At 64.6% G+C, this 20,928-nt stretch carries 16 protein-coding genes; 11 read left to right on the plus strand and 5 right to left on the minus strand.

Annotated features, from left to right (window positions below):
* Positions 1 to 106: 106 nt before the first annotated feature.
* Genes ccoN through K8R92_07085 form a run of 9 tightly spaced genes read left to right on the plus strand, consistent with a single transcriptional unit; the run spans position 107 to position 9,570 of the window.
* Positions 107 to 2,425, plus strand: a complete 2,319-nt coding sequence (ccoN, locus tag K8R92_07045) for a cytochrome-c oxidase, cbb3-type subunit I (GenBank protein MCE9619649.1) — start codon at positions 107 to 109, stop codon at positions 2,423 to 2,425.
* Entirely contained in the window at positions 2,422 to 2,619 is a 198-nt protein-coding gene (locus K8R92_07050; GenBank protein MCE9619650.1) for a hypothetical protein, read from the plus strand. Before ccoN ends, K8R92_07050 begins: the two co-directional genes overlap by 4 nt.
* Positions 2,612 to 3,205, plus strand: coding sequence for a c-type cytochrome (locus K8R92_07055; protein MCE9619651.1), 594 nt, complete (start codon positions 2,612 to 2,614; stop codon positions 3,203 to 3,205). The genes K8R92_07050 and K8R92_07055 overlap by 8 nt, the downstream gene beginning before the upstream one ends.
* Positions 3,190 to 4,695 carry a cytochrome c oxidase accessory protein CcoG gene (ccoG, locus tag K8R92_07060; GenBank protein ID MCE9619652.1) on the plus strand — a complete coding sequence of 502 codons (1,506 nt, stop codon included), beginning with the start codon at positions 3,190 to 3,192 and terminating at the stop codon, positions 4,693 to 4,695. The genes K8R92_07055 and ccoG overlap by 16 nt, the downstream gene beginning before the upstream one ends.
* On the plus strand, positions 4,692 to 5,243 hold the full coding sequence (locus tag K8R92_07065; protein ID MCE9619653.1) for a FixH family protein: 552 nt from the start codon (positions 4,692 to 4,694) through the stop codon (positions 5,241 to 5,243). Before ccoG ends, K8R92_07065 begins: the two co-directional genes overlap by 4 nt.
* On the plus strand, positions 5,240 to 6,064 hold the full coding sequence (locus tag K8R92_07070; GenBank protein ID MCE9619654.1) for a sulfite exporter TauE/SafE family protein: 825 nt from the start codon (positions 5,240 to 5,242) through the stop codon (positions 6,062 to 6,064). The genes K8R92_07065 and K8R92_07070 overlap by 4 nt, the downstream gene beginning before the upstream one ends.
* Entirely contained in the window at positions 6,061 to 8,565 is a 2,505-nt protein-coding gene (locus K8R92_07075) for a heavy metal translocating P-type ATPase (protein ID MCE9619655.1), read from the plus strand. The genes K8R92_07070 and K8R92_07075 overlap by 4 nt, the downstream gene beginning before the upstream one ends.
* Complete coding sequence (gene ccoS, locus K8R92_07080) at positions 8,562 to 8,774, plus strand: cbb3-type cytochrome oxidase assembly protein CcoS (protein MCE9619656.1); 213 nt, start codon at positions 8,562 to 8,564, stop codon at positions 8,772 to 8,774. The genes K8R92_07075 and ccoS overlap by 4 nt, the downstream gene beginning before the upstream one ends.
* On the plus strand, positions 8,731 to 9,570 hold the full coding sequence (locus K8R92_07085; protein MCE9619657.1) for an ATP-binding cassette domain-containing protein: 840 nt from the start codon (positions 8,731 to 8,733) through the stop codon (positions 9,568 to 9,570). The genes ccoS and K8R92_07085 overlap by 44 nt, the downstream gene beginning before the upstream one ends.
* 105 nt (positions 9,571 to 9,675) lie before the next feature.
* On the opposite strand, the gene K8R92_07090 is transcribed toward K8R92_07085, so the two are convergent.
* Both K8R92_07090 and K8R92_07095 read right to left on the minus strand, forming a co-directional pair.
* Entirely contained in the window at positions 9,676 to 12,879 is a 3,204-nt protein-coding gene (locus K8R92_07090) for a proprotein convertase P-domain-containing protein (GenBank protein ID MCE9619658.1), read from the minus strand.
* A 139-nt stretch (positions 12,880 to 13,018) separates the two neighbouring features.
* The gene (locus tag K8R92_07095; GenBank protein MCE9619659.1) at positions 13,019 to 13,300 is read right to left on the minus strand and encodes a PGPGW domain-containing protein; all 282 of its coding nucleotides are present in this window, start codon (positions 13,298 to 13,300) and stop codon (positions 13,019 to 13,021) included.
* A gap of 218 nt (positions 13,301 to 13,518) precedes the next feature.
* Here K8R92_07095 and K8R92_07100 point away from each other — a divergent pair, with 218 nt between their 5' ends.
* Together K8R92_07100 and K8R92_07105 are read left to right on the plus strand one after the other, a co-directional pair.
* Positions 13,519 to 15,159 (plus strand): hypothetical protein, encoded by a 1,641-nt coding sequence (locus K8R92_07100; GenBank protein MCE9619660.1) that lies wholly within the window; start codon positions 13,519 to 13,521, stop codon positions 15,157 to 15,159.
* Positions 15,160 to 15,380: 221 nt separating this feature from the next.
* Positions 15,381 to 16,658, plus strand: a complete 1,278-nt coding sequence (locus K8R92_07105) for an amidohydrolase family protein (protein ID MCE9619661.1) — start codon at positions 15,381 to 15,383, stop codon at positions 16,656 to 16,658.
* Here K8R92_07105 and K8R92_07110 read toward each other — a convergent pair whose 3' ends face one another.
* The 3 genes from K8R92_07110 to der are packed head-to-tail and all read right to left on the minus strand — an operon-like array spanning position 16,659 to position 20,781.
* Positions 16,659 to 18,320 carry a S26 family signal peptidase gene (locus K8R92_07110; protein ID MCE9619662.1) on the minus strand — a complete coding sequence of 554 codons (1,662 nt, stop codon included), beginning with the start codon at positions 18,318 to 18,320 and terminating at the stop codon, positions 16,659 to 16,661.
* Positions 18,321 to 18,346: 26 nt separating this feature from the next.
* On the minus strand, positions 18,347 to 19,348 hold the full coding sequence (locus tag K8R92_07115; protein MCE9619663.1) for a hypothetical protein: 1,002 nt from the start codon (positions 19,346 to 19,348) through the stop codon (positions 18,347 to 18,349).
* Positions 19,349 to 19,380: 32 nt separating this feature from the next.
* Positions 19,381 to 20,781, minus strand: coding sequence for a ribosome biogenesis GTPase Der (der, locus tag K8R92_07120; protein MCE9619664.1), 1,401 nt, complete (start codon positions 20,779 to 20,781; stop codon positions 19,381 to 19,383).
* Positions 20,782 to 20,928 lie beyond the last annotated feature (147 nt).

The following is a 20,928-nucleotide window of genomic DNA, read 5'->3' on the forward strand; positions in this document are numbered from 1 at the left end:
AGTATCTTAAATTAGAGTATAGTCAAGGATATCAATATCCGCAATTCGTTTACTGCGAACTTCACGGTGAAATCAACGACTTTCATTCGAAATTGGAGATCCAAGAATGGCCCCCCCGCTTCAAGCATCGTCGATTCCCGCCAGCACCCCTGCCCTGGAGCGCTTCAGCTATGACGACTCCATCGTGCGGAAATTCGTCTTCGTGACGATGCTCTGGGGGGTGGTGGGAATGTTGGTCGGCGTCCTCATTGCCTCGCAGCTGACCATGCCGGGGATGAACCTGGGGGAGTACCTCTCCTTCGGCCGGCTCCGTCCCCTGCACACCAACGCGGTCATCTTTGCCTTCGCCGGCAACGCCATCTTCGCGGCGGTCTACTACTCATCGCAACGCCTGCTCAAGACGCGGATGTTCAGCGATCTGCTGAGCAACATCCACTTCTGGGGGTGGCAGCTCATCATCGTCGCCGCCGCACTGAGCCTGCCGCTGGGCTTCACCCAGGCCAAGGAGTACGCCGAGCTGGAGTGGCCGATCGACATCGCCGTGGTGCTGATCTGGGTGGTCTTCGCGGTGAACTTCTTCGGCACCATCGCGATGCGCCGCGAGCGCCATCTCTACGTGGCCCTCTGGTTCTACATCGCCACGGTGATCGCCATTGCCGTGCTCTACATCTTCAACAACCTGGCCATGCCCGCCGATTGGCACCGCAGCTACTCGATCTACGCCGGCAGCCAGGACGCCTTCATGCAGTGGTGGTATGGCCACAACGCCGTGGCGTTCTTCCTGACCACCCCCTTCCTGGGGATGATGTACTACTTCCTGCCCAAGGCCGCGGGGCGTCCGGTCTTCTCCTACCGGCTCTCCATCGTCCACTTCTGGAGCCTGGTTTTCATCTACATCTGGGCGGGCCCGCACCATCTGCACTACACCTCGATCCCCGACTGGGCCTCCACCGTCGGCATGCTTTTCAGCGTGATGCTGTGGATGCCATCGTGGGGCGGCATGATCAACGGACTGCTGACGCTGCGCGGCGCCTGGAAGCGCGTCGCCGAGGATCCAGTGCTGAAGTTCTTTGTGGTGGCGATCACCTTCTACGGCATGAGCACCTTCGAGGGGCCGCTGCTGAGCGTGAAGAGCGTCAACTCGCTCAGCCACTACACCGACTGGACCATCGCGCACGTGCACGCCGGCACGCTGGGGTGGGTCGGCTTCATGGTCTTCGGCATGGTCTACTGGCTGGCGCCGCGCCTCTACCAGACGCCGATCGCCAAGCCTTCGTGGGTGAACCTGCACTTCTGGCTGGCCACGGTCGGCATCATTCTCTACATCATTCCGATCTACGCGGCGGGATTGATGCAGGGCCTGATGTGGCGCACCTTCAACTCCGACGGCGTCCTGGAGTACGACTTTCTATCGACGGTCACGCGGCTGATTCCGCTCTACTGGATCCGCACCGTCGGCGGCTCGCTCTACCTGGTCGCGCTGCTGATCGGCTGCTTCAACCTGGTTTTGACCTGGATGGGGCGACCGAGCCACTATGACGTGCCGGTCTACGAGGCCGCGCCGCTGGCGAAGTCCTGGAAGCCCGAGCCGGCGCCGCCCTCCGACCTGGTCAACGTGCTCGAGCTGGGCAAGAGGATCGACCGCTTCGCCGCCCTGCGCTGGCACCGCGGACTGGAAGGCCTGCCGCTGACCTTCACCATCTGGGTGGTGATTGCCGTCGCCGTGGCGAGTCTCTTCGAGATCGTGCCGATGTTCTCCATCCGCAGCGACATTCCGCGGATCGCCAGCGTCGAGCCCTACTCGCCGCTGGAGTGCGTGGGCCGCGACATCTACGTGAGCGAGGGCTGCGTCAACTGCCACTCGCAGATGATCCGCCCGCTGGTCGCTGAGACCGAGCGCTACGGCGAATATTCCAAGCCGGGCGAGAGTGTCTTTGACCATCCCTTCCTCTGGGGAAGCCGGCGCATCGGTCCGGACCTTGCCCGCGAAGGGGTGCGCAATCCAAGCGCGCTCTGGCATCTGCGTCACTTCAACAATCCGGTCGACACCAGCCCGGGCTCCATCATGCCCAAGTTCGCGCACCTGGTCGATCAGCCGATCGATTGGGCGCAGGCGAAAAAGGCAGTCGCCACGCTGGCCAAAGTCGGCGTGCCCTACTCGGAGAAGACCATCGCCGACGCCGAGACTTTGGCGCGGGCGCAGTCGGAGAAAGTCTTCGCCCAACTGGTTCAGGAGAATGGAACCGCCAACGGACTCGACGGCGTCAAGAACACGAAGGTGCTGGCGGTCATCGCCTACCTGCAGAGACTGGGAACCGATCTCAACAAGCCGATCGATGTGGCGCCCGTGGCGACCGCGCCGGCTCCCGCGCCCACTCCGCCGGCTGCGCCGGCCTCGGCGGGCGCCGTGAAGGGCCTGCCATGACCTGCTCCTGCACCCTGCTGCTGGCCGAGGGTGGGCTGATGCCGACGATCTCGCTCGTCGTCTTCCTGATCGTCTTCGCATCCATTGTCACCTATGTCTTCATCGTTCCCAAATCGGCGTGGCAGAAGGACGCCGAGATTCCGCTCGATCACTCGGACACTCCCCCCTCTGAAAAGGAGAACCGTCGTGGCTGATTCATTCCAAACCCCAAAATTTCTCCAGGCAAAAATTCTCGAGCACGAGGCCGACGGCATCCAGGAATACGACAACCCGATGCCTTTCTGGTGGTCGGCGATCTTCTGGCTGACAATCGTCTTCGGCTACTTCTACTTCGGCTACTTCGTGGTGGGCGTCGGCGCCAGCGCCCAGCGCGACTACCAGTCGGAGCTGGCGGTCTTCTACCAGGAGCAGTTCGGCAAGCTGGGCGACATCAAACCCACCCAGGCATCCATCCTGGGACTGGCCGCCGATCCCAAGTGGATGAAGGCCGCCCAGGGCCTCTTCGCCGCCAACTGCGCCGTCTGCCACACCGCCGACGGCGGCGGCGGAACCGGACCCAATCTCTGCGACAACAACTACATCAACGTCAAGAAGGTGGAGGACATCTACAAGGTCGTCTCCGGCGGGTTGGTCGCCAAGGGCATGCCGCAGTGGAGCGGCCGCTTTTCCGAGCCGCAACTCGTCCTGCTGTCCGGCTATGTCGCGCATCTGCGCGGCACGACGCCCGCAGTGCCCAAGGCACCGCAAGGAGAGCCGATCCCGCCATGGCCGGCAAAGTAGGAAAGTCCGTCGCGCTGCCCGTGCTCGAGGAGCGCGTGCTGTCCACGCTCAACGCGGACGGCACACGTCGCTGGGTGACGCCGCGCGAAGTGAAGGGTCGCCTCTGGAAGGCTCGCTTCGCGGTGGCGTGGTTTCTCATCGCGCTCTTTGCGCTGCTGCCTTGGCTGCGCATCGCCGGGAAGCCGCCGATCCTGCTCGACGTGATGCTGCGGCAGTTCACTTTCTTCGGAACCACCTTCCGGCCCACCGAGACCCTGCTGCTGGCGCTGATGTTCCTCTCAATCTTCGTGACGATCTTCCTGGTCACGGCCCTCTTCGGCCGCGTCTGGTGCGGCTGGGCCTGCCCGCAGACGGTCTATCTTGAGTTCGTCTACCGCCCGATCGAGCGGCTGCTGCTCGGCGCGGCCTACGGCAGGCGCGGCGCCCATGTGCAGGGATGGCGGCGGCTGCTGATGTACGCGGTCTTTCTTGTGCTCAGCGCGCATCTGGCCAACACCTTTCTGGCCTACTTCGTGGGCACCGACCGGCTCAGCGCGTGGATCCTGGGCTCGCCCGGCAACCATCCGGTGGCCTTCGGTGTCTTCGCCGTCACCGTCGGGATGATGATGTTCGACTTCGTCTTCTTCCGCGAGCAGCTCTGCACGCTGGTCTGTCCCTACGGGCGCTTCCAGAGCGCGCTGCTGGACAAGGATTCGATGATCATCGCCTACGACGTGGCTCGCGGCGAGCCGCGGGGCAACGCGACGGAGCGTCGCGCGATGGAGGCGCGCGGCGAGCACGCGGGCGATTGCGTTGCCTGCACGATGTGCGTGCAGGTCTGCCCCACGGCGATCGACATCCGCGACGGGCTGCAGCTGGAATGCGTCAACTGCACCCAGTGCATCGACGCCTGCAACGAGGTCATGATCAAGGTCGGCAAGCCGACGGGGCTCATTCGCTACTCCAACCAGAACCGGATCGACGGGAAGAGCAAGCGCGGCTTCCGGTACCGCCTGGTGATCTATCCGCTGCTGCTGGTGGTCCTGCTCTCCGGGCTGGTCACGCTGCTGATGCGCCGCCCGAGCGCCTCGGTCGAGCAGGTGCGGATCATCGGCGGCAACTTCAGCAGCGCCGCCGACGGCATTCACACGCCGGTCCGGATCATGATCGAGAACTACGGCGACGCGCCCGGCACTTTCACCATCGAGGGGCGCGGCGATGTGTCCGTGCAGCCCGCGGCTTCACTGGTGGTGGCCGCGCTGGACGCGGGATCGATTGACGTGGTGGTGGTGAGCCCGGCGGAATCCTTCAACCGGGGCAGCCGCGCCGGCGAGCTGGTGGTGCGCGGCCCGGGCGAGTTTTCCAAGCTCGTGCCCATCTCCATCGCCGGACCATTCTCCACGGGCAAGCCGATCGGTCACTCGGATGAGAAGAAGGACAAGCACTCGAAGGATTCCGACCACAGTCCGAACGGGAGCGAGAGCGATCGCGACGGAAAGGATGGCCGATGACTCGCCGGTTCATCGAAAATCGCTGGGCCTATGTTCCCGTGGCCATGCTCTCCTTCACGGTCACGGCGGCGGCGGTGGTGGTCACGCTTGCATTCTCCGACACCAATGTCACCGCGGCGGAGCCCGACTATTACCGCAAGGCCGCTTCGTGGGATGACCACAAGCGCCAGCTCGCCCAGAACAACGCGCTGGGCTGGATCGTGACCCCGACGATCATCCCAGGCACGAACGATCCGACGCTGGCGCGGCTGGAACTGGTCGTGGCGGACAAGTACGGCATCGGCATCGAGCATGCCAGCGTGCAGGCGGAAATCATTCCGATCCTCTCGGCAAACTCCCGTGTCACGCTCAATCTCCCGGAAGGTGACGGCGGACACTATGGCGTCGATGTGCCGCTGCGGGTGAACGGCCAGTGGGAAATTCGTGCCACGGTGCAATCGAAGGGGCGGCTCTACACGGATGATTTTCGCAGACACGTCTCATTTGGAAAGCCTGCGGCGAAGAATGCGCCTGGCGCAACGGACGCGCCGGAAAGGCCGGGATCATGATCGCCCTGCTCGCGAGCGTCCTGGTCGCCAGCCTGGTCGGCAGCTCGCACTGCGCGGGCATGTGCGGCGGCATCGCGGCTTTCTGCGGCGGCGCCGGCGAGTGCGGCGGGCGCCGCAGCCTCGCCGCCAGCGGCGTCTATCACTTGTCGCGCCTGGCCTCCTACGCGATCGTCGGCGCGCTGGCCGGCGCCTTTGGCGTGCTCCTGAATTCCGGCGGAGCCCTGGTCGGCGCGCAGCAGATCGCCGCCATCGCCGCGGGAGTAGCGGTGGCGTTGGTGGGCGTCGGCATGCTGCTTCAAGCGGGCGGCATTGACTCGGGGCGCATGCCGCTGCCGCAATGGATGAAGAAATTGCTGGGCGCCGTGCACCAGGCCGCCGCCGCGATGCGACCGATTCGGCGTGCCCTAGTCGTGGGTTTGGCCACGCCCCTACTTCCCTGCGGTTGGCTCTGGGCCTTTGCGGCCGTGGCCGCGGGTACGGCCAGCATCATGGGCGGCCTACTGGTCATGATCGCCTTCTGGGTCGGGACGGTTCCGATTCTCACCGTGGTGGGCGTCGGCATCGCGTCGCTGGGTGGAACGCAACGGCGCGTGATGGCGGCGATCGCCGGAGCGATCATGATCGCGGTGGGCATCTACACCGCGGGCATCCGGGCACCGATGGCCCCGCGCGTGGCGCAGCAACTGGCTCAGCGCGAGCATGACGCGAACGCGGCGGACTCGATTCATGCCGGCGCGGTGCGCGACACGAGCGATGGTGCGAATCTGAGCGCGGTGACCGATGGCCCGCCCGCGTGTTGCTCCGGAGAACCGCCCAAGTGACCTCGCTCTCCGCCTCCTCCCATTTTGAATCCTCGCCCGCGGCTTCGCGCTTCCAGGCGGCGAGTGCGACCTGCGCACATTGCGGGCAGCCCGTGCCGGGCGCCGCTTCGGTGCGGAGCGAATCCTTCTGCTGCGCCGGGTGCGAGGCGGTCTGGCACATGCTGCACGAGTGCGGCCTGGAGAAGTACTACGCGCTGCAGCGCGAGAATGGCTTCGCGGCGAACCGGCCGAACAATGAATGTTCGCTCTCCTATCTTGACCACGCCGAGTTCCAGCAGCGCCACGTGCAGCAGCTCGACGATGGCCGGCTCCGCGCCGAGCTGCGCCTTGATGGATTGAAGTGCGGCGCCTGCCTCTGGCTGCTGGAGGCGTTGCCGCGACTGCAAGGCGGACTTCTGGGCGCCCGCGTCGATCTCGGCCGGTCGGTGATTGCGCTGGAGTGGCTGCCCGGGCAAACCTCGCTCTCGGCGGTGGCACGGCGCATCGCCTCACTGGGCTACGAAGTGCGCCCGGTCGGCACGCTCGCCTCGCGCAGCGAGTGGCGCCGGCAGGATCGCAGGTGGCTGGTGCACATCGCCGTCGCCGGCGCGATCAGCGGCAATGTCATGGCGATCGCCTTCGCCCTCTACGGCGCCCATTTCGCCTGGATGGACGATCCCACGCGGCAGTTCCTGCAATGGACCAGCGTCGCGCTGGCGGGCCTCTCGGTGGCATGGCCCGGCCGGATGTTTCTGTCCAACGCGATGGGCGCGATCCGCACCCGCACTCCGCACATGGATCTGCCGATTGCGCTGGCGCTGCTGGCGGGCCTGCTCGGCGGCGCCGCGATGACCCTGGCCAACCGACCCGGCGTCTACTTCGAGAGCGTCTCCATGCTGGTCTTTCTGCTGCTGGTCGGTCGCTTCGTGCAATTCCGTCAGCAGCGTTCGGCGCGGCACGACCTCGAGCTGATCTGCGCCCTGGTTCCCCAAAGCGCCCGTCGCCTCGCCGAGAGCGGCGCTCTGGAGGAGGTCCCGACCGAGGCGCTTCGTCCCGGCGATCTCGTCGAAATTTCCGCAGGCGGATCGGTCTGCGCCGACGGCACGCTCGAGGCCGCGGCGGCGCACTTCGACATGCAGCTGCTCACGGGCGAGTCGCGGCCGATCCGCGTGGGCCGCGGCGAGGCGGTCTATGCCGGCGTCCGGCTGCTGGATTCCTCACCCGCACGAGTGCGGGTGAGCACGCTGGGCTCCGAGACGCGCGCCGCCGCGATCGCACACATGGTGGAGAGCGCCGCAGGCGCTCGGCCCCGCGTGGTCGAGTTCGCCAACCGGATCGCCGGTTGGTTCCTGCTGTCGGTGGTGGTGGCGGCGTCGGCCACTGGAATCGCATGGTGGCTCATCGATCCCTCCCGCGCTCTCTCGGTGGTCATCGCCATGCTGGTGGTCACCTGCCCTTGCGCCCTGGGCCTGGCCACGCCGCTCACCATGGTGGCCTCGCTGGGCAGGGCGGCCCGCGCCGGAATCCTGGTCCGCGGCGGCGATGTCTTCGAGCGACTGGCGCGAAGCGGAACGCTGGTGCTGGACAAGACCGGCACCGTCACCGAGGGACGCATGCGGGTGGTGCGCGAGCTGGGCGACCGGAAAGCCATCGCACTGGCGGCGGCGCTGGAGACCCACAGCGCGCATCCGATCGCGCGGGCGATGCACGATCATTACGGCGAGAAGCCGGGCGTCGCCCCGTCGATCGTGGGCGAGGTCGAGGAGTCGCTTGGCGCCGGCATCCGCGGAATGGTCGACGGCCATCGCGTCAAGGTCGGCAACTTCGACTTCATCAAGGGCGACATCGGTTTGCAGGACACCGGTTTCGCCACCGAGGCACGCACCATGGTCCAGGATGGCCTGACGCCGATCTACATTTCGGTGGAGGGCGCCCTCCGGAGCGTGATCGCGATGGGCGACCCGCTGCGAAGCGATGCCGGCGAACTGGTCGCGGGCTTGGCCCGTCGCGGCTGGCGCGTCTGGCTGGCTTCCGGCGACATTCCCGAGATCGCGGCGAAGGCCGGCGCCACGCTGGGCCTTGCGAAGGACCAGGTGTTTGGCGCCTGCACGCCGGAGCGAAAACTGGAGATTGTCTCCGGACTTCAGCCAAGGCCCGTGGTGATGGTGGGCGACGGGGTGAACGATTTGCCCGCAATGGCCGCCGCCGACGTGGGTGTCGCCGTGCGCCAAGGTGCGCGGGCCACGCTCGAATGCGCCGATGTCGCCCTGACCGGCGGCGGGCTTGGCCAGGTGGTCGCGCTGCTGGACGGCGCGCGGCGGACCATGGCCACCATCCACGTCAATTTCGCGATCAGCCTCGCCTACAACCTGCTCGGCGGCGCGCTCGCGGCGACCGGAGTGATCAACCCGCTGATCGCCGCGGTGCTGATGCCGCTGAGCGGCCTCACCGTCACCGCGGTGGCCCTGCGCATGCCGCGCTTCCGGTCCGATGCGGCCCCCCAAAGCGAGGCGCACCGATGATCCTGATCTACATCGCGATTCCGGTGGCGCTGCTCATCGCCGCGGCCGCGGTGGCCGCCTTCATCTGGGCGGCGCGCTCCGACCAGTACGAGGATCTCGACACGCCGCCCTGGCGGATGCTGCTCGACGATGCCCCGATTTCCAAAGTAGGCTCACCCACGCCCGATGACTCCACCGCCTCCACCCGCGAAATCCGAGGAACTCATTGAGGTCGCCGTCGAGGAGCTCTGCAAGTCCTTCGGCCGGCAATCGGTCCTGACCGGAGTGAACCTGACGATCCGCCGCGGCGAGCTGGTCGCCATCGTGGGCGGCAGCGGCTGCGGCAAGACGGTGCTGCTCAAGACCATCACCGGGCACTTTCGCCCCGACTCCGGCCGCGTGCTGATCGCCAACCACGACGTCCCCGGCTCACCCGTCTGCGATCTCTCGCGGCTCTCCGACGATGAGCTCGACCGGATGCGGGTGCACTGGGCCGTGGTCTTCCAGCGCAACGCCCTGCTCAGCGGCAGCGTCTATTTCAACCTGGCCTTCTGGCCCAAGGAAATCAAGGAGATGCAGGATGCCCAGATCATGCCGCTGGCGCGGAAGGCGCTGCTGGATGTCGGGCTCAACGCGGACGAGATCATGCACCGCGACCGCGAGGCACTCTCCGGAGGCATGGCCAAGCGGCTTGCGATCGCCCGCGCGCTGGTGATGGACCCCGTGCTCATCTTCTACGACGAGCCGACCGCCGGGCTCGACCCGGAGATGTGCGGCAACATCCACTCGCTGATCGACTCGACCCACCGCGCCCTGCCCGCGCAGGGCGTGCCGCGGACCAGCATCGTGGTCACCCACGACACCGAGCTGCTGCGCCGGCTGGAGCCGCGCATCGTGATGCTCTTCGCGGGCAAGGTCTTCTTCGACGGCACCTACAAGGACTTCGTGGGTCGCGACGACCCGCACATCCGGCCCTACGTCCAGCAGATGCCCGCGCTGCACGCGCGGCGGCCCTCGGACTACTGACGGGCCCGCGGCGCCAACGCAGCATCACTGCCGCCCGCTTCCGTGGCCCCGCCGAACCGAGCCACACCGAAGTGGCCGGCGCGAACGGGGTCCATCCGGAAAATCTCAGGAGGGGCAGGGTCCGAAGTCCAGGAGCATCAGGCCGACATCGGCGCCATCCACCATGCCGTCGCCGTCCAGGTCGGCGGCACAGCCCGGGCAGGGTCCGAAGTCCAGGAGCATCAAGCCGACGTCGGCGCCATCCACCACGCCGTCGCCGTCCAGGTCGGACGGGCAGGCCGGGGCCGCCACGATGGCGGTCAGCTCGAAGTCGTCGATGTTCCAGCCGGAATACTGCACACTGGTGTCCGTGGTCCCCATGGTCCAACGGAAGTACACCGTGGGCTGGTTGTCGGCGATCGCGGCGACACTGTAGGAAACCTTGGTCCAGGCACTTTCCGACATCGAAGCGGTGCCGTTCTGGAACACGGTGGTCCAGGTGGTGCCGTTGGTGCTGACCTTGAACGCGGCATGGTCATAGGTGGAGGACTCGACATTCAGCCGGCGCTGGAAGGCAACCTTCACACCCGAGAGCCCCGTGCAATCGAAGGCCGGTGTGGTGAGATTGCGCTCGACGAGACTGTTCTCGTAGAGACCCGAGCCGACATTGTTGTAGCCATACACCTTGGTGCCGGTGAAGCCCGAGGTGGGATCCGGGCTGCCGGAAGAGACCGCGGCGCCCGCCGGAGTTCCCCAGGCCCAGAGACCTTCGGTGGTCCAGCCGGGATTCGAGTCCATCGGCTCGGAGTACACCACGACAGGCGTCGGGCAGGTGCCCGAGTGCTGCGCGATGCGCAGCGCCCACGAATTCAGCGTGCCGGTGTCGGTGGTCGCCTGGTCGGAGACGCGCAGGCGCCACACGCCCAGCGAGGATCCGTAGTCCAGATCGGAGAGCTGCGAGAAGGGTAGCGTGCCGCCTCCATCGTCGTCATAAGTAGTGACGATGTTGTCGGTGGTGCCGCCGGTCCGGTTGTGCAGGATGACGGTGGTTCCATTCGGCGCCCTCAACTCGATGTAAAGGTCGCCGATGTAGGTGTGGGAAACATTGAGGTCGACATCGACGTCGGCGATGCAGAAGTCATCGTTGACGGTGATGTAGCTGTAGACCGTCGAGTTGTCCGCGACCGCGATGGGCACATCGGTCGCTGCGTAGACGCTGCGACCCACATCGAGCGAGACATTGCGAGTGGTGGTGTCGGCAGGGCCGTCGGCCTTGGAGAAGGTGACATCGCCGTTGTAGAGGCCCGCGGCGAGAGAATTCGCCGAGGCATCGATGGAGACATCAACATCCTTGAAGTCGCCCACGCCATCGAGCGTGAAGCTGACCGAGGAGGACTTGTTGACATCGTTGATGTCGAGGTTGATGTCCACGAATCCCGCGTCGCTCTGGACCGTCACCGAAACGGGCGCAGCCTTGGTGCTCGTCACCCGATAGGTCTTGCTGCCGGTGAACGGCCCGCCCACTGGGCCGCCCGTGGCGAGACCTTCCGCCGGGGTGACGGAGAAGCCGGTCTGGCCGATCTCGACCGTGTGACGAATGGTGCGCGCCACGCCCGTGCCCAGGTCGGTGAACACAATGTCCTCGGTGTAGATGCCGGCCGGCAGGGTCGCCAGCACGGGTCCCGCGGTCACCGCCAGGATGGCGCTGCCGCCGCTGGCCGCGAGGGTTCCGGTGACATCGCTACTGCCGCCGTTGATCAGCAGGCCGATGTTGTTGGTGAGATGCACCTTGTAATTCACAGATGATGGCGTGCTGTTGCTCAGCGTGTAGTTGTAGGGCGATGGCGTGAAGGGTCCGCCCACCAGTCCGGAGTGCGTCACAGCGCCGCTGGGCGAAACCGTGAGTCCCTTGGTGGAAAGCGTGTTCACCGACATCGTTCCGGTGTTGTCGGGGTCGAGCCAGGTCTTCAATTGCGTTGCTGCGGTTCCGCCGCCCAGCCACGAAACGCTGAAGCGGCCGTAGTAGTCGCTGGTGATGCTCGAGCAGGAGGCGCTGCCGCCGTGAAGCTGGCCAACGACCTGGTGGTTCTGGTTGAAGAGCGGCGAGCCGGAGGATCCGCCCTCGGTGGTGCCGATCTCCCACTGGCCGATGCGGATGTGGGTGCCGTCACCCGGAATCGTCGTGCCGCTGTAGCTGGTCGTGGTGGAAGGATTCAGGTCGAAACTGATTCGCTTCTCCTCGACATTGGGATGGTGGATGCCCGTCGACGCGGTGGTCTCGACGTTGTTGGCATTCCAGCCGGCGAAGGAGACATACCACGCCGGATTCGGACTGGACGTCAGTCGCACCAGCGTGAAGTCGGACGGGGAATTGCGCGACAGGAATGTGGAGCCCGTGTTGAACTGGGTCAGCGTGCCATCACCAGCGGCACCGCTGGCGCCGCTGCCCGGCGTGCGGCAGGTGGAGTTCTCGTAGTTCCAGAAGGCCACCAGCGACGCGGCGTTGGCCGAGGAGATCCCGCAGTGGTAGGCCGTCATGAAGAAGGGCGTCAGATCCTGGCGGACATTGTTCACCATGAAGCCGGAGCAGAAGGTGGAACCGCCGGTGCTGATCACGGCGACGGAGGAAATCTCGTCACGCCAGGCGTCGCCCTGGCTGCAGATGACGTCGACGTTGCAGGAGCCTGACTTGGCCATCTCCGCGATCTCCGAAAAGCCGAGGTATCCCGAGTTGATCGAGCCCAACGTCAGGCGGACGTCGCGCTCAAGGTCGCGCTCCACGGTCAATTCAACCACCAGCTCGCGGCCCGGGACTGGCGGTGTCCAGAGCTGGCCGTGGTCGGCGTTGTCCGCGTTGGTGAATGGGCGCATCACGAACTTCATGTCCGGCGAGTAGATGAAGAGCGAGGCGCCCTGGGGAAGCCAGAACTCCGTGAAGCCGAGGTTGATGGAGGCCGCGTTCTCGCAGGAGACGCGCAGGCGCCAGACGCTGCGCAGGGCGCCGTTCTGGTCGATCACATTTTCCCAGGTGCCGTGGGTGACCGGCGTGATGTGGACGGGGTTGGGAATGGCGTAGCGCGGCGGCTCCACCGAGGTGTCGCGATGGGAGTCCTCGTCGGTGATCTTCATCATGTCGAGCTTGGGAACATCGATCAGCTCCACTTCCTTGATGGCCGGCATCTCGAATTGAGCGCTGGTCGGCTTGGAGGGCGTGCCCTGCTCAAACACCTGCGCGGCGGCGCTGCCGCCCAGCAGAAGCGAGCCTGCGGCCACCACGAGACCGAGGAAGTTGTGCGACAAGGCCTGGAACGCGTTTCGACGAATGGACATGATCAACTCCGGAGGGAAAGCGAACGATGGCGGAATTCGGGCACGGTGGCCCGCCCGAGGAACACCACAATCTGACCGAAAACTAATTCGATGCAACCGAAAGTTCGGATTTTTGGTCGATAAGTCGGAAAAGTTTGCCTCAGCGGCGCACTTTCTTCATGGCTTTCCTTGACACTTCCTTCGCTTTGATCAACCACGCTTTCGCCCAGTCGAATTCGGTGGCAAGGATGGCCAGCCCGGCGGGAATCACCACAAATGCCGGACCCGGAAGCACGACCAGGAGGATGCCCACGATCGTGATCGTGCCTCCGACCACCAGCACAGCAATTTTGCGCGCGACTCGCCAAACGCTGTTGGAGGAATGTCCCACCCGGAAAGAGTAGTGATCGCGCGGATCCATGAGCGATTCTTTGCGACCCATGGGGAGTCGTTTCGACGTGCCCGATGGAAATCAGGTGGTTGATTCAGCGAATCAGGCTCCGAAATTGAGAATTTTGGCTCAAACTGCCCATTTATTTTCGGTTTTCGCTTGCCATCGCGACCGTTTGGTCCATGATGGAGCCACTTATTGGACGACTTCAAGTAGTTTGAAGCGATTGTCGCATCTCCCACTTCGCCACCAACCCTAAAGAGCAAAAAATGAAATCACCGATTCAATTTCTCGTCGCAGCATCCTTGATCACAGTCGCCGGCATCAGCGCGCAAAGCGATGCCGCGGGAACCTGGACCACCGTGACCGCACTTGCCCCGGCCGCCAGCGGCGGCGGCATGATCCTGATGTCGGATGGAACCGTCCTGTGCAAAACCTCCTCCGGCGGCGGCGACGGCATCGGAAATGTCTGGGTGAAACTGAAACCCAGCTCCACCGGCAGCTACCAGTCCGGAACTTGGTCCCCCTTGGCCACCGTGCCCGCCATGTCGTTCACCCGGCTCTACTTTTCATCGCAACTTCTCAAGGATGGTCGCCTCTATGTGTGCGGTGGCGAGTATGGAACCGGCCTGACTTCCGCCGGCGAGGTCTACAACCCGCTGACCAACAGCTGGACGTTGACTCCGTCCCCAAACGGCGGCAGCAACATCAGCGACGCGAATTCGGAAATCATGCCGGACGGACGCATCATGCAGGCAGTGGTTTCGGGAACTCTTCGCAACAACAAGATCTACAACCCCACGACCAACACCTACATCGCGGGCCCGACCTGCACCGGAATCCACAACGAGTCCGAATGGTGCAAACTGCCCGACAACAGTTTCCTGATGGTCAACCGGCTCACGACCCAGTCCGAGCGCTGGATTCCCTCTTCCAATACCTGGGTGAATGACGCGGTCGTGCCGGTCGCCCTCTACGATTCCTTCGGCCTTGAAACCGGCGGCGGCGCACTGCTTCCCAACGGCAAGGCCTTCTTCCCCGGCGCCAACAGCGCGACGGGCATCTACACCCCGTCTGGAACCAACGCGATCGGCAGCTGGGTGGCGGGTCCAAATACCCCCAACGCCAATGGCTGCCCGGACGCGCCACTGTGCATGATGCCGGACGGCAAGGTCATTGTGGTGACATCTCCAATCCCGACATCGGCGAATCACTTCCCCTCGCCGACCTCGTTCTATGAGTACGACTATGTGACGAATTCATACACGCAGGTCAACGGACCAACCGGCCTGACCCTGAACACCTCGTGCTACATCTACTGCATGCTGCAGCTGCCCAACGGCCAGGTGCTTTTCTCCACACAGGGCTCGACCCGGTTCTACCTCTACACGCCGGCCGGCTCCCCCGCGGCCGCCTGGAAGCCGACCATCACCGATGTCGCTCAGAACAACTGCGGCGACTACACCCTGACGGGCACGCAGCTCAACGGCATTTCGGAAGGCGCCTCGTACGGCGATGACTGGCAGATGAACACCAACTACCCGATCATCCGTCTGACTTCGGGCGCAAACGTGTACTACTGCCGCACCTTCAACTGGAGCCACACCGGCGTCAAGCTTGGAGCCACGGTGAACACCACCAAGTTCACCGTTCCTTCGACCGTTCCGGCAGGAACCTATTCGCTGGTGGTCACGGCCAACGGCATTCCGTCCACTGCGATTTCCTTTGATTACACGCCGACCCGCTCGTGCGACATCGACGGCGACGGCTTCGTCGACGGTGCCGACATCGGACTGGTGCTGCTGGACTTCGGTCCCTGCGCCGGCTGCTCAACCGACATCGACATGGACGGCGTGGTCGACGGAGCGGATGTTGGCCTGATGCTCCTCAGCGAAGGACCGTGCCTCTAAGCTTGATTGGTTGATTCACTGACTTTGCCCAAGGGGCGCTCGCAAGAGCGCCCCTTGTTTTTTTGACTGGTGCGAAGCGATCAAGGTGCTATCACCAAGCGAGTTTAGCGCAGGGCGAGTCTGCGGGCCCGGAGCGTTGTCTGAGCGACTGATAGCACCTTGATCGCTGAGCCATCGGTAAACTCGTGTGCCCGCTCGAATCAAACCCCGGAGGCTCGCCCATGTCAATTCGCTCAATCGCATTTGCCACGCTGCTTGCCGCCGGCGCGGCGAACGCAGACACCCTGATCCATGCCGGCAAGCTGATCGACACTGAGCAGGGCGCCGTGCGCGAGCAGGTTTCGATCGTCATCAAGGATGGTCGTATCGCCGAGGTCAAGTCGGGCTACGTCGATCCGCAGGGCTACGCCCCCTACCACGACCTGAAGCAATGCACGGTCATGCCGGGGCTGATCGACATGCACGTGCACATGGCCGGCCAAAGCAGCCCGACCGCGTACACCGAGGAGTTTTTCATGAACCCCTCCGACTTCGCCCTGCGCGCCACGCAATATCTGCGGCGCACGCTCGACGCGGGCTTCACCACCGTGCGTGATCTCGGCGCGGCCGACGGATTGAACCTGAGCCTGCGCGACGCTGTGAACAAGGGCTGGGTGGTCGGTCCGCGCATGTTCGCGGCGGGCAAGGCCATCGGCACGACCGGCGGACACGCCGATCCCACCAACGGCGTCAACATCGGGCTGCGCGGCAATCCTGGCCCGGACGAAGGCGTGATCAATGGGGTCGATGACGCCCGCAAGGCGGTTCGCCAGCGCTACAAGGAAGGCGCCGATGTCATCAAGATCACCGCCACCGGCGGCGTGCTCAGCCTGGCCAAGAATGGTCAGAACCCGCAGTTCATGGATGACGAGCTGAAGGCGATCGTCGACACCGCCAAGGACTACGGCTTCGCGGTCGCCGTGCACGCCCACGGCAAGGAAGGCATGTTGCGCGCGGTCAAGGCGGGCGTCGATTCCATCGAGCATGGCACCTTCATGGACGACGAGGTGATCGAGGAGATGAAGAAGCGCGGCACCTGGTATGTGCCGACCATCTCAGCCGGTAAATTCGTCGCCGAGAAGGCCAAGCAGGAGGGATATTTTCCCGCAGTGGTGCGGCCCAAGGCGGCGGCGATCGGCGCGGAGATCCAGAAGACCTTTGCCAAGGCCTACAAATCCGGCGTCAAGATCGCCTTCGGCACTGACTCCGGCGTGGGGCCGCACGGCAGCAACGCCGAGGAATTTGTTTATATGGTCGAGGCCGGCATGACGCCGATGGATGCCATCAAGTCCGCCACCATCAACGCCGCGACGCTGCTGCGCCAGGAAAAGGAATTGGGAAGCATCAGCCCCGGCAAGCTGGCCGATGTGGTGGCCGTCAAGGGCGATCCGCTGCACGACATCACGCTGATGCGTCACGTGGACTTCGTCATGAAAGACGGAGTGGCTTGCAAGCCCTAGTCAGCGAATGAATCGCATCGAGCCGAAGTTCGGCACGATGTTGGGGCTCTTCGCCGCTGGATCTTGCATGTCCAGACCGCCTGCCAGCGGATAGGTGGCGGGGAAGTAGACGCACCACGCCTTGCCGACGATCATTTCGCGCGGCACGAGGAAGGGCTTCTCGAATCCGATCACGCGCTGAAGAATGGGATGGGGCCGGCCCCAGAAGCGTCCGTCGCGGCTCGCGGGGCTGTTGTCGCCGAGCATCAGGTAGTCGTCGGGGCCAAGGCGCGCCGGATCGTCGATGTCGGTGGCATAGGCCTTGCCCATGATGATCGAGCCGTTGACCGCGGTCTGGTTGCCCGGCAGCAGGATGCCCGGCTGGTAATAGAGGTCGCGGTCGAGCTCCATGTTGCGGATGGTGACCGGCGAGCCGGAGAAATTCATCGAGAGCGACTGCATCGGCGCGGGCTTGGCGGCGACGGGGTCGTTGCGGTAGTGCGCCGGGTCGATGCCGGAGGCGACTAGTCGCATTTCGGGCGTGGTGCCCGAGGCAGCGAATTCATAGGGAAGGCAGGCGATTTTGGTGCCGTTGACGAAGAGCCACACCGCCTGGTCAACATGCCAGAACTCGAGGTCGAGATGGCGGTCGGCGGTGGCGAGCGCGGATTTCTGCTGGGCGAGCACCCGCGGAGGCTCGGTCGCGCTGCCATTGGTCTTCACGGAAATCTCGATCGACTTCGCGGCGTTGTCCACCGCGGCCTCGATCCGCAAGCCGCGCGTGTTGAGCGTCACATTCGCCGCGGCCTTCTCGGGCTGGTCGAACTCCAGCGCCGCCGAAAGGCGAATGTCGCTCATGGGGAATTCAAAGGAGCGCCGCCAGACGTTGTAGGCGTTCCAGTCGCTGACGGGGAAATTCTCCGAGCTCCACTCGAGCTGCGTCGCCGCGGAGTCGGGCCAGCGCCAGATGCGGGTGTCCCCCGCCGTCCATGCCGACTTCTTCTCGCCGGAGGGCAGGAAGGCGGGACCGGGCCACGCATGCTTCCAGTTGGACTCGAGTTTTTTCAGTTCGATCGGCGCCCAGTCGTTGCGCCAGACCGGCTGCCAGACGGCGCGCTGGGCCATCTCCGTCTTCCGCTGGATGCGCAGCGCGTCCGGCGCGGCGTCCGGTGCGCCCGTGAAGACATCGCCATCGACCAGCACCAGTGACTCCGAGGGCAGGCCGACCATGCGCTTGATGTAGTTCTGCGAAATGCCGATCGGATCGGGCGGATTCTTGAAGACCGCCACGTCCCAGCGCTGGGGCTCGAAGATCCACGGGACATATTTCAGCACCAGAACGCGGTCGCCGCCAACCACCTGCTGGCGGAGCCTGCCGAGCTCCATCTCCCCCATGGGAAACTGCCGCGTGACCATCGGGTCGATCATTGGAGCCCGCGCGGTCGGCGGCGCGCCGTTGTCGAAGACGGATCCGCCATCGACGGTGTAGGCATAGCCGGTCGCGTCGCTTCGGACGCGCACGTGGTCGCCCAGCAGGGTCGGTCCCATCGAGCCGGTCGGAATGACGAAGCCCTCGAGGATGAATCCGCGGAAGGCCATGGCGAGCGTGAAGGCGACGATCAAGCCCTGGATCGTGTCGACGGCGGTCGAGCGGGTCGGGGATGGCGTTGCGGAATCGCTCATGAATCAGCCAATGTATCGCATGGGGATCAATTCGGATTTGGTGGCGGCACGTCGGGGAGCAATTCCTCGAAGGGAAACGCGACTTCCTTGCCGTCGGCGTCCAGCCGCACCAGCACCAGCTGCACCAGGATCTTGCCGTCGATCACGGTGCCCGGCCCATCGGTGGTCATGACGCGGGAGTTTTTCTTGGGCAGGCGCTTGGAGAGCTCCTCGTAGGTCTTGTCCTCGTAGCGAAGGCAGCACATCAGGCGCCCGCAGCGGCCGCTGATCTTCAGCGGATCGAGCGTGGCCTTCTGGATCTTGGCGCTCTTCATGCTTACGGGCTTGAGCACCTTCAAGAAATTCTTGCAGCAGCAATGCTGGCCGCACTTCTCGTAGTCGGCGGTCAGGCGGGCCTCGTCGCGGGCGCCGATCTGACGCTCCGCCACACGCACGCCGTAGTGATGCTCGAGCTTGTGGACCACGGCGGAGACGTCGGGACGCGGCGCGGCCTCTTGTTGTTGGTGTTGGTTGGTCTCCGGCGCCATCCACAACATGGTCACGGTCTCGCCGCCCAGGATCACCTCGACCTCGACCACTTTGATGTCCAGGTTGCATTGAGTGGCGATCTCGCGGGCGTGATCACGACGATCCTTGGCCGCGGATTGAAAAGCATTCCAGCGCGACATGTCATCCGGCGTGGCCAGGCGCAGGATTTCACCCTCCTGCGAGAAGGGATAGTCGCGGCCGCCGGAATTCTCGATGAACTTGAGCATCTCGGAGCGGCTCACGCTCTTGGAGCAGCTGCCGTTGGCGCAGGTGGTGGTGAGCATCTCGGCGATCTCGGTGCCTCGCACCGTGCGCACCACCAGGCGCGAGCCGCAGCCGGGCTTGGCGTCTCCCTTGTAGGGGAACTCGCCGACAAGGCGCATGGCGCCGTACTTCACCACGATGCTGGTCGGCGGCTTCAGCCGTGCGTAGATCTCCTCGTCGCTCATCGCGTCGCGGCGCGATGGATCAGCGTCCTGTTCGAAGATTGGGAGCGGCATGATCGGCATGAATCTGCCGCATGGTAGCCGCGTTACTTGCGGGCCGGTCGCTCGGTGCGCTTGCGCTCGCTGAACTTCAGGCGGATCGGCACTTCGCTAAAGGGCAGCATCTCGCGCAGACGATTGAGCAGGTAGCGCTCGTACTGGCCCTTGAAGAGGTCCGGCTTGTTCACGACCATCGCGATGGTGGGCGGATTGATCGAGATCTGGCTGACATAGAGCACCTTGGCGATCTTGCCCAGCTTCGAGCTTGGCCCGCGCTCGGTCAGGATCGCCTTGATCGCGGCGTTGAGCTTGCCGGTGCCCTCGCGGTGCGCGGCCTGCTCCTGCATGGAGAAGCTCAGGGCGAGCGAGTTGCGCAGGCCCTTGCCGGTCTTCGCGCTGACGAAGGAGATCGGCGCGTAGGAAAGCTGCGGGAACTCCTGGGTGAGATATTCCTGGTAGTCGGCGGGCTTGAGTTCTTTTTGAACGAGGTCGAGCTTGTTGACCACGATCATCGTCGGCTTGAAGGAGTCGGCCAGCTGCATCGCGAGGGTCTTCTCGATCTGCGTGCTCTTCTCGGTGGCGTCCAGCAGCAGCCATGCCACATCGCAGCGCGCGATCGCGTCGGTGGTGCGGGTGTTGGCGTAGAACTCGATGTCGCCATCCCAGCTTTTCTTCTTGCGCACGCCGGCGGTGTCGATGAGCGTGATGATGCGGCCCTCTTTTTCGATGCGGACGTCCACGCTGTCGCGCGTGGTGCCCGCGATCTCGCTGACGATCACGCGCGGCTCGCCCGCGAGCCAGTTCACGATGCTGCTCTTGCCGGCGTTGCGGCGGCCGACGATGGCGATGCGAATCTCGGGCAGCGGCGGTTTCTCGTCGGGCGCGTCATCCGCGACGTCGGGCAGCTTGCTCACGATCAGGTTGCGCAGGTAGGCCAGGCCAAGACCGGAGTTGGCGCTGACGCAGGTCGGGGCGCCGAATCCAAGACGGGCCACTTCCTGGGCGGCGGCCTCAAGGCTGCGGTCATCCACTTTGTTGGCGACGGGGATCACCTTCGGCGTGAGCCCGCGGCGACGCATCAGCGAAGCAACTGTGCGGTCCAATGCCATCACGCCGTCGCGCGCGTCGGTGACGAAGAGAATGATGTCCGCTTCCTTGGCCGCGGCCATGATCTGCGTCTCGATGCTCGGCGTGAGCGGCGTCAGGTCGACGCCCGCGTCATCCTTGCGGTTCTTCTCGGTGGTGTAGATGCCCCAGCCGCCGGTGTCGATCACCTGAATCGCGCGGGCCGGACCCTTGCTCGGCTTGAGCGAAATCTCCGCGGAGATGCGGTCGCGCGTCACGCCCGGCGTGGGGTCGACGATCGAGATGCGGCGGCCAGCGAGCCGGTTGAAAAGGCTGCTTTTGCCGACGTTCGGGCGGCCGATGATGGCGAGCTTGGGAAGCATGACAGCCCCACATACTAGGGCATAATCACGGCGCTCATATTAGAGTTTGCTTTGGTAATTCGTGTGCAACGAGCGCGTACCAATCCACTTGGCGTACGAACACATCCCAAGCATGTACGATCAATACCGCCCAATCTGACTCGCGTG

The sequence above is a fragment of the Planctomycetota bacterium genome, assembly GCA_021414025.1.
Taxonomy (GTDB): domain Bacteria; phylum Planctomycetota; class Phycisphaerae; order Phycisphaerales; family SM1A02; genus SYAC01.

Coding starts and splice junctions, on each gene's coding strand:
- ccoN (MCE9619649.1), top strand. CDS start 107: ATGGCCCCCCCGCTTCAAGCATCGTCGATTCCCGCCAGCACCCCTGCC.
- K8R92_07050 (MCE9619650.1), top strand. CDS start 2,422: ATGACCTGCTCCTGCACCCTGCTGCTGGCCGAGGGTGGGCTGATGCCG.
- ccoG (MCE9619652.1), top strand. CDS start 3,190: ATGGCCGGCAAAGTAGGAAAGTCCGTCGCGCTGCCCGTGCTCGAGGAG.
- K8R92_07065 (MCE9619653.1), top strand. CDS start 4,692: ATGACTCGCCGGTTCATCGAAAATCGCTGGGCCTATGTTCCCGTGGCC.
- K8R92_07070 (MCE9619654.1), top strand. CDS start 5,240: ATGATCGCCCTGCTCGCGAGCGTCCTGGTCGCCAGCCTGGTCGGCAGC.
- ccoS (MCE9619656.1), top strand. CDS start 8,562: ATGATCCTGATCTACATCGCGATTCCGGTGGCGCTGCTCATCGCCGCG.
- K8R92_07085 (MCE9619657.1), top strand. CDS start 8,731: ATGACTCCACCGCCTCCACCCGCGAAATCCGAGGAACTCATTGAGGTC.
- K8R92_07090 (MCE9619658.1), bottom strand. CDS start 12,879: ATGTCCATTCGTCGAAACGCGTTCCAGGCCTTGTCGCACAACTTCCTC.
- K8R92_07095 (MCE9619659.1), bottom strand. CDS start 13,300: ATGGGTCGCAAAGAATCGCTCATGGATCCGCGCGATCACTACTCTTTC.
- K8R92_07100 (MCE9619660.1), top strand. CDS start 13,519: ATGAAATCACCGATTCAATTTCTCGTCGCAGCATCCTTGATCACAGTC.
- K8R92_07105 (MCE9619661.1), top strand. CDS start 15,381: ATGTCAATTCGCTCAATCGCATTTGCCACGCTGCTTGCCGCCGGCGCG.
- K8R92_07110 (MCE9619662.1), bottom strand. CDS start 18,320: ATGAGCGATTCCGCAACGCCATCCCCGACCCGCTCGACCGCCGTCGAC.
- K8R92_07115 (MCE9619663.1), bottom strand. CDS start 19,348: ATGCCGCTCCCAATCTTCGAACAGGACGCTGATCCATCGCGCCGCGAC.
- der (MCE9619664.1), bottom strand. CDS start 20,781: ATGCTTCCCAAGCTCGCCATCATCGGCCGCCCGAACGTCGGCAAAAGC.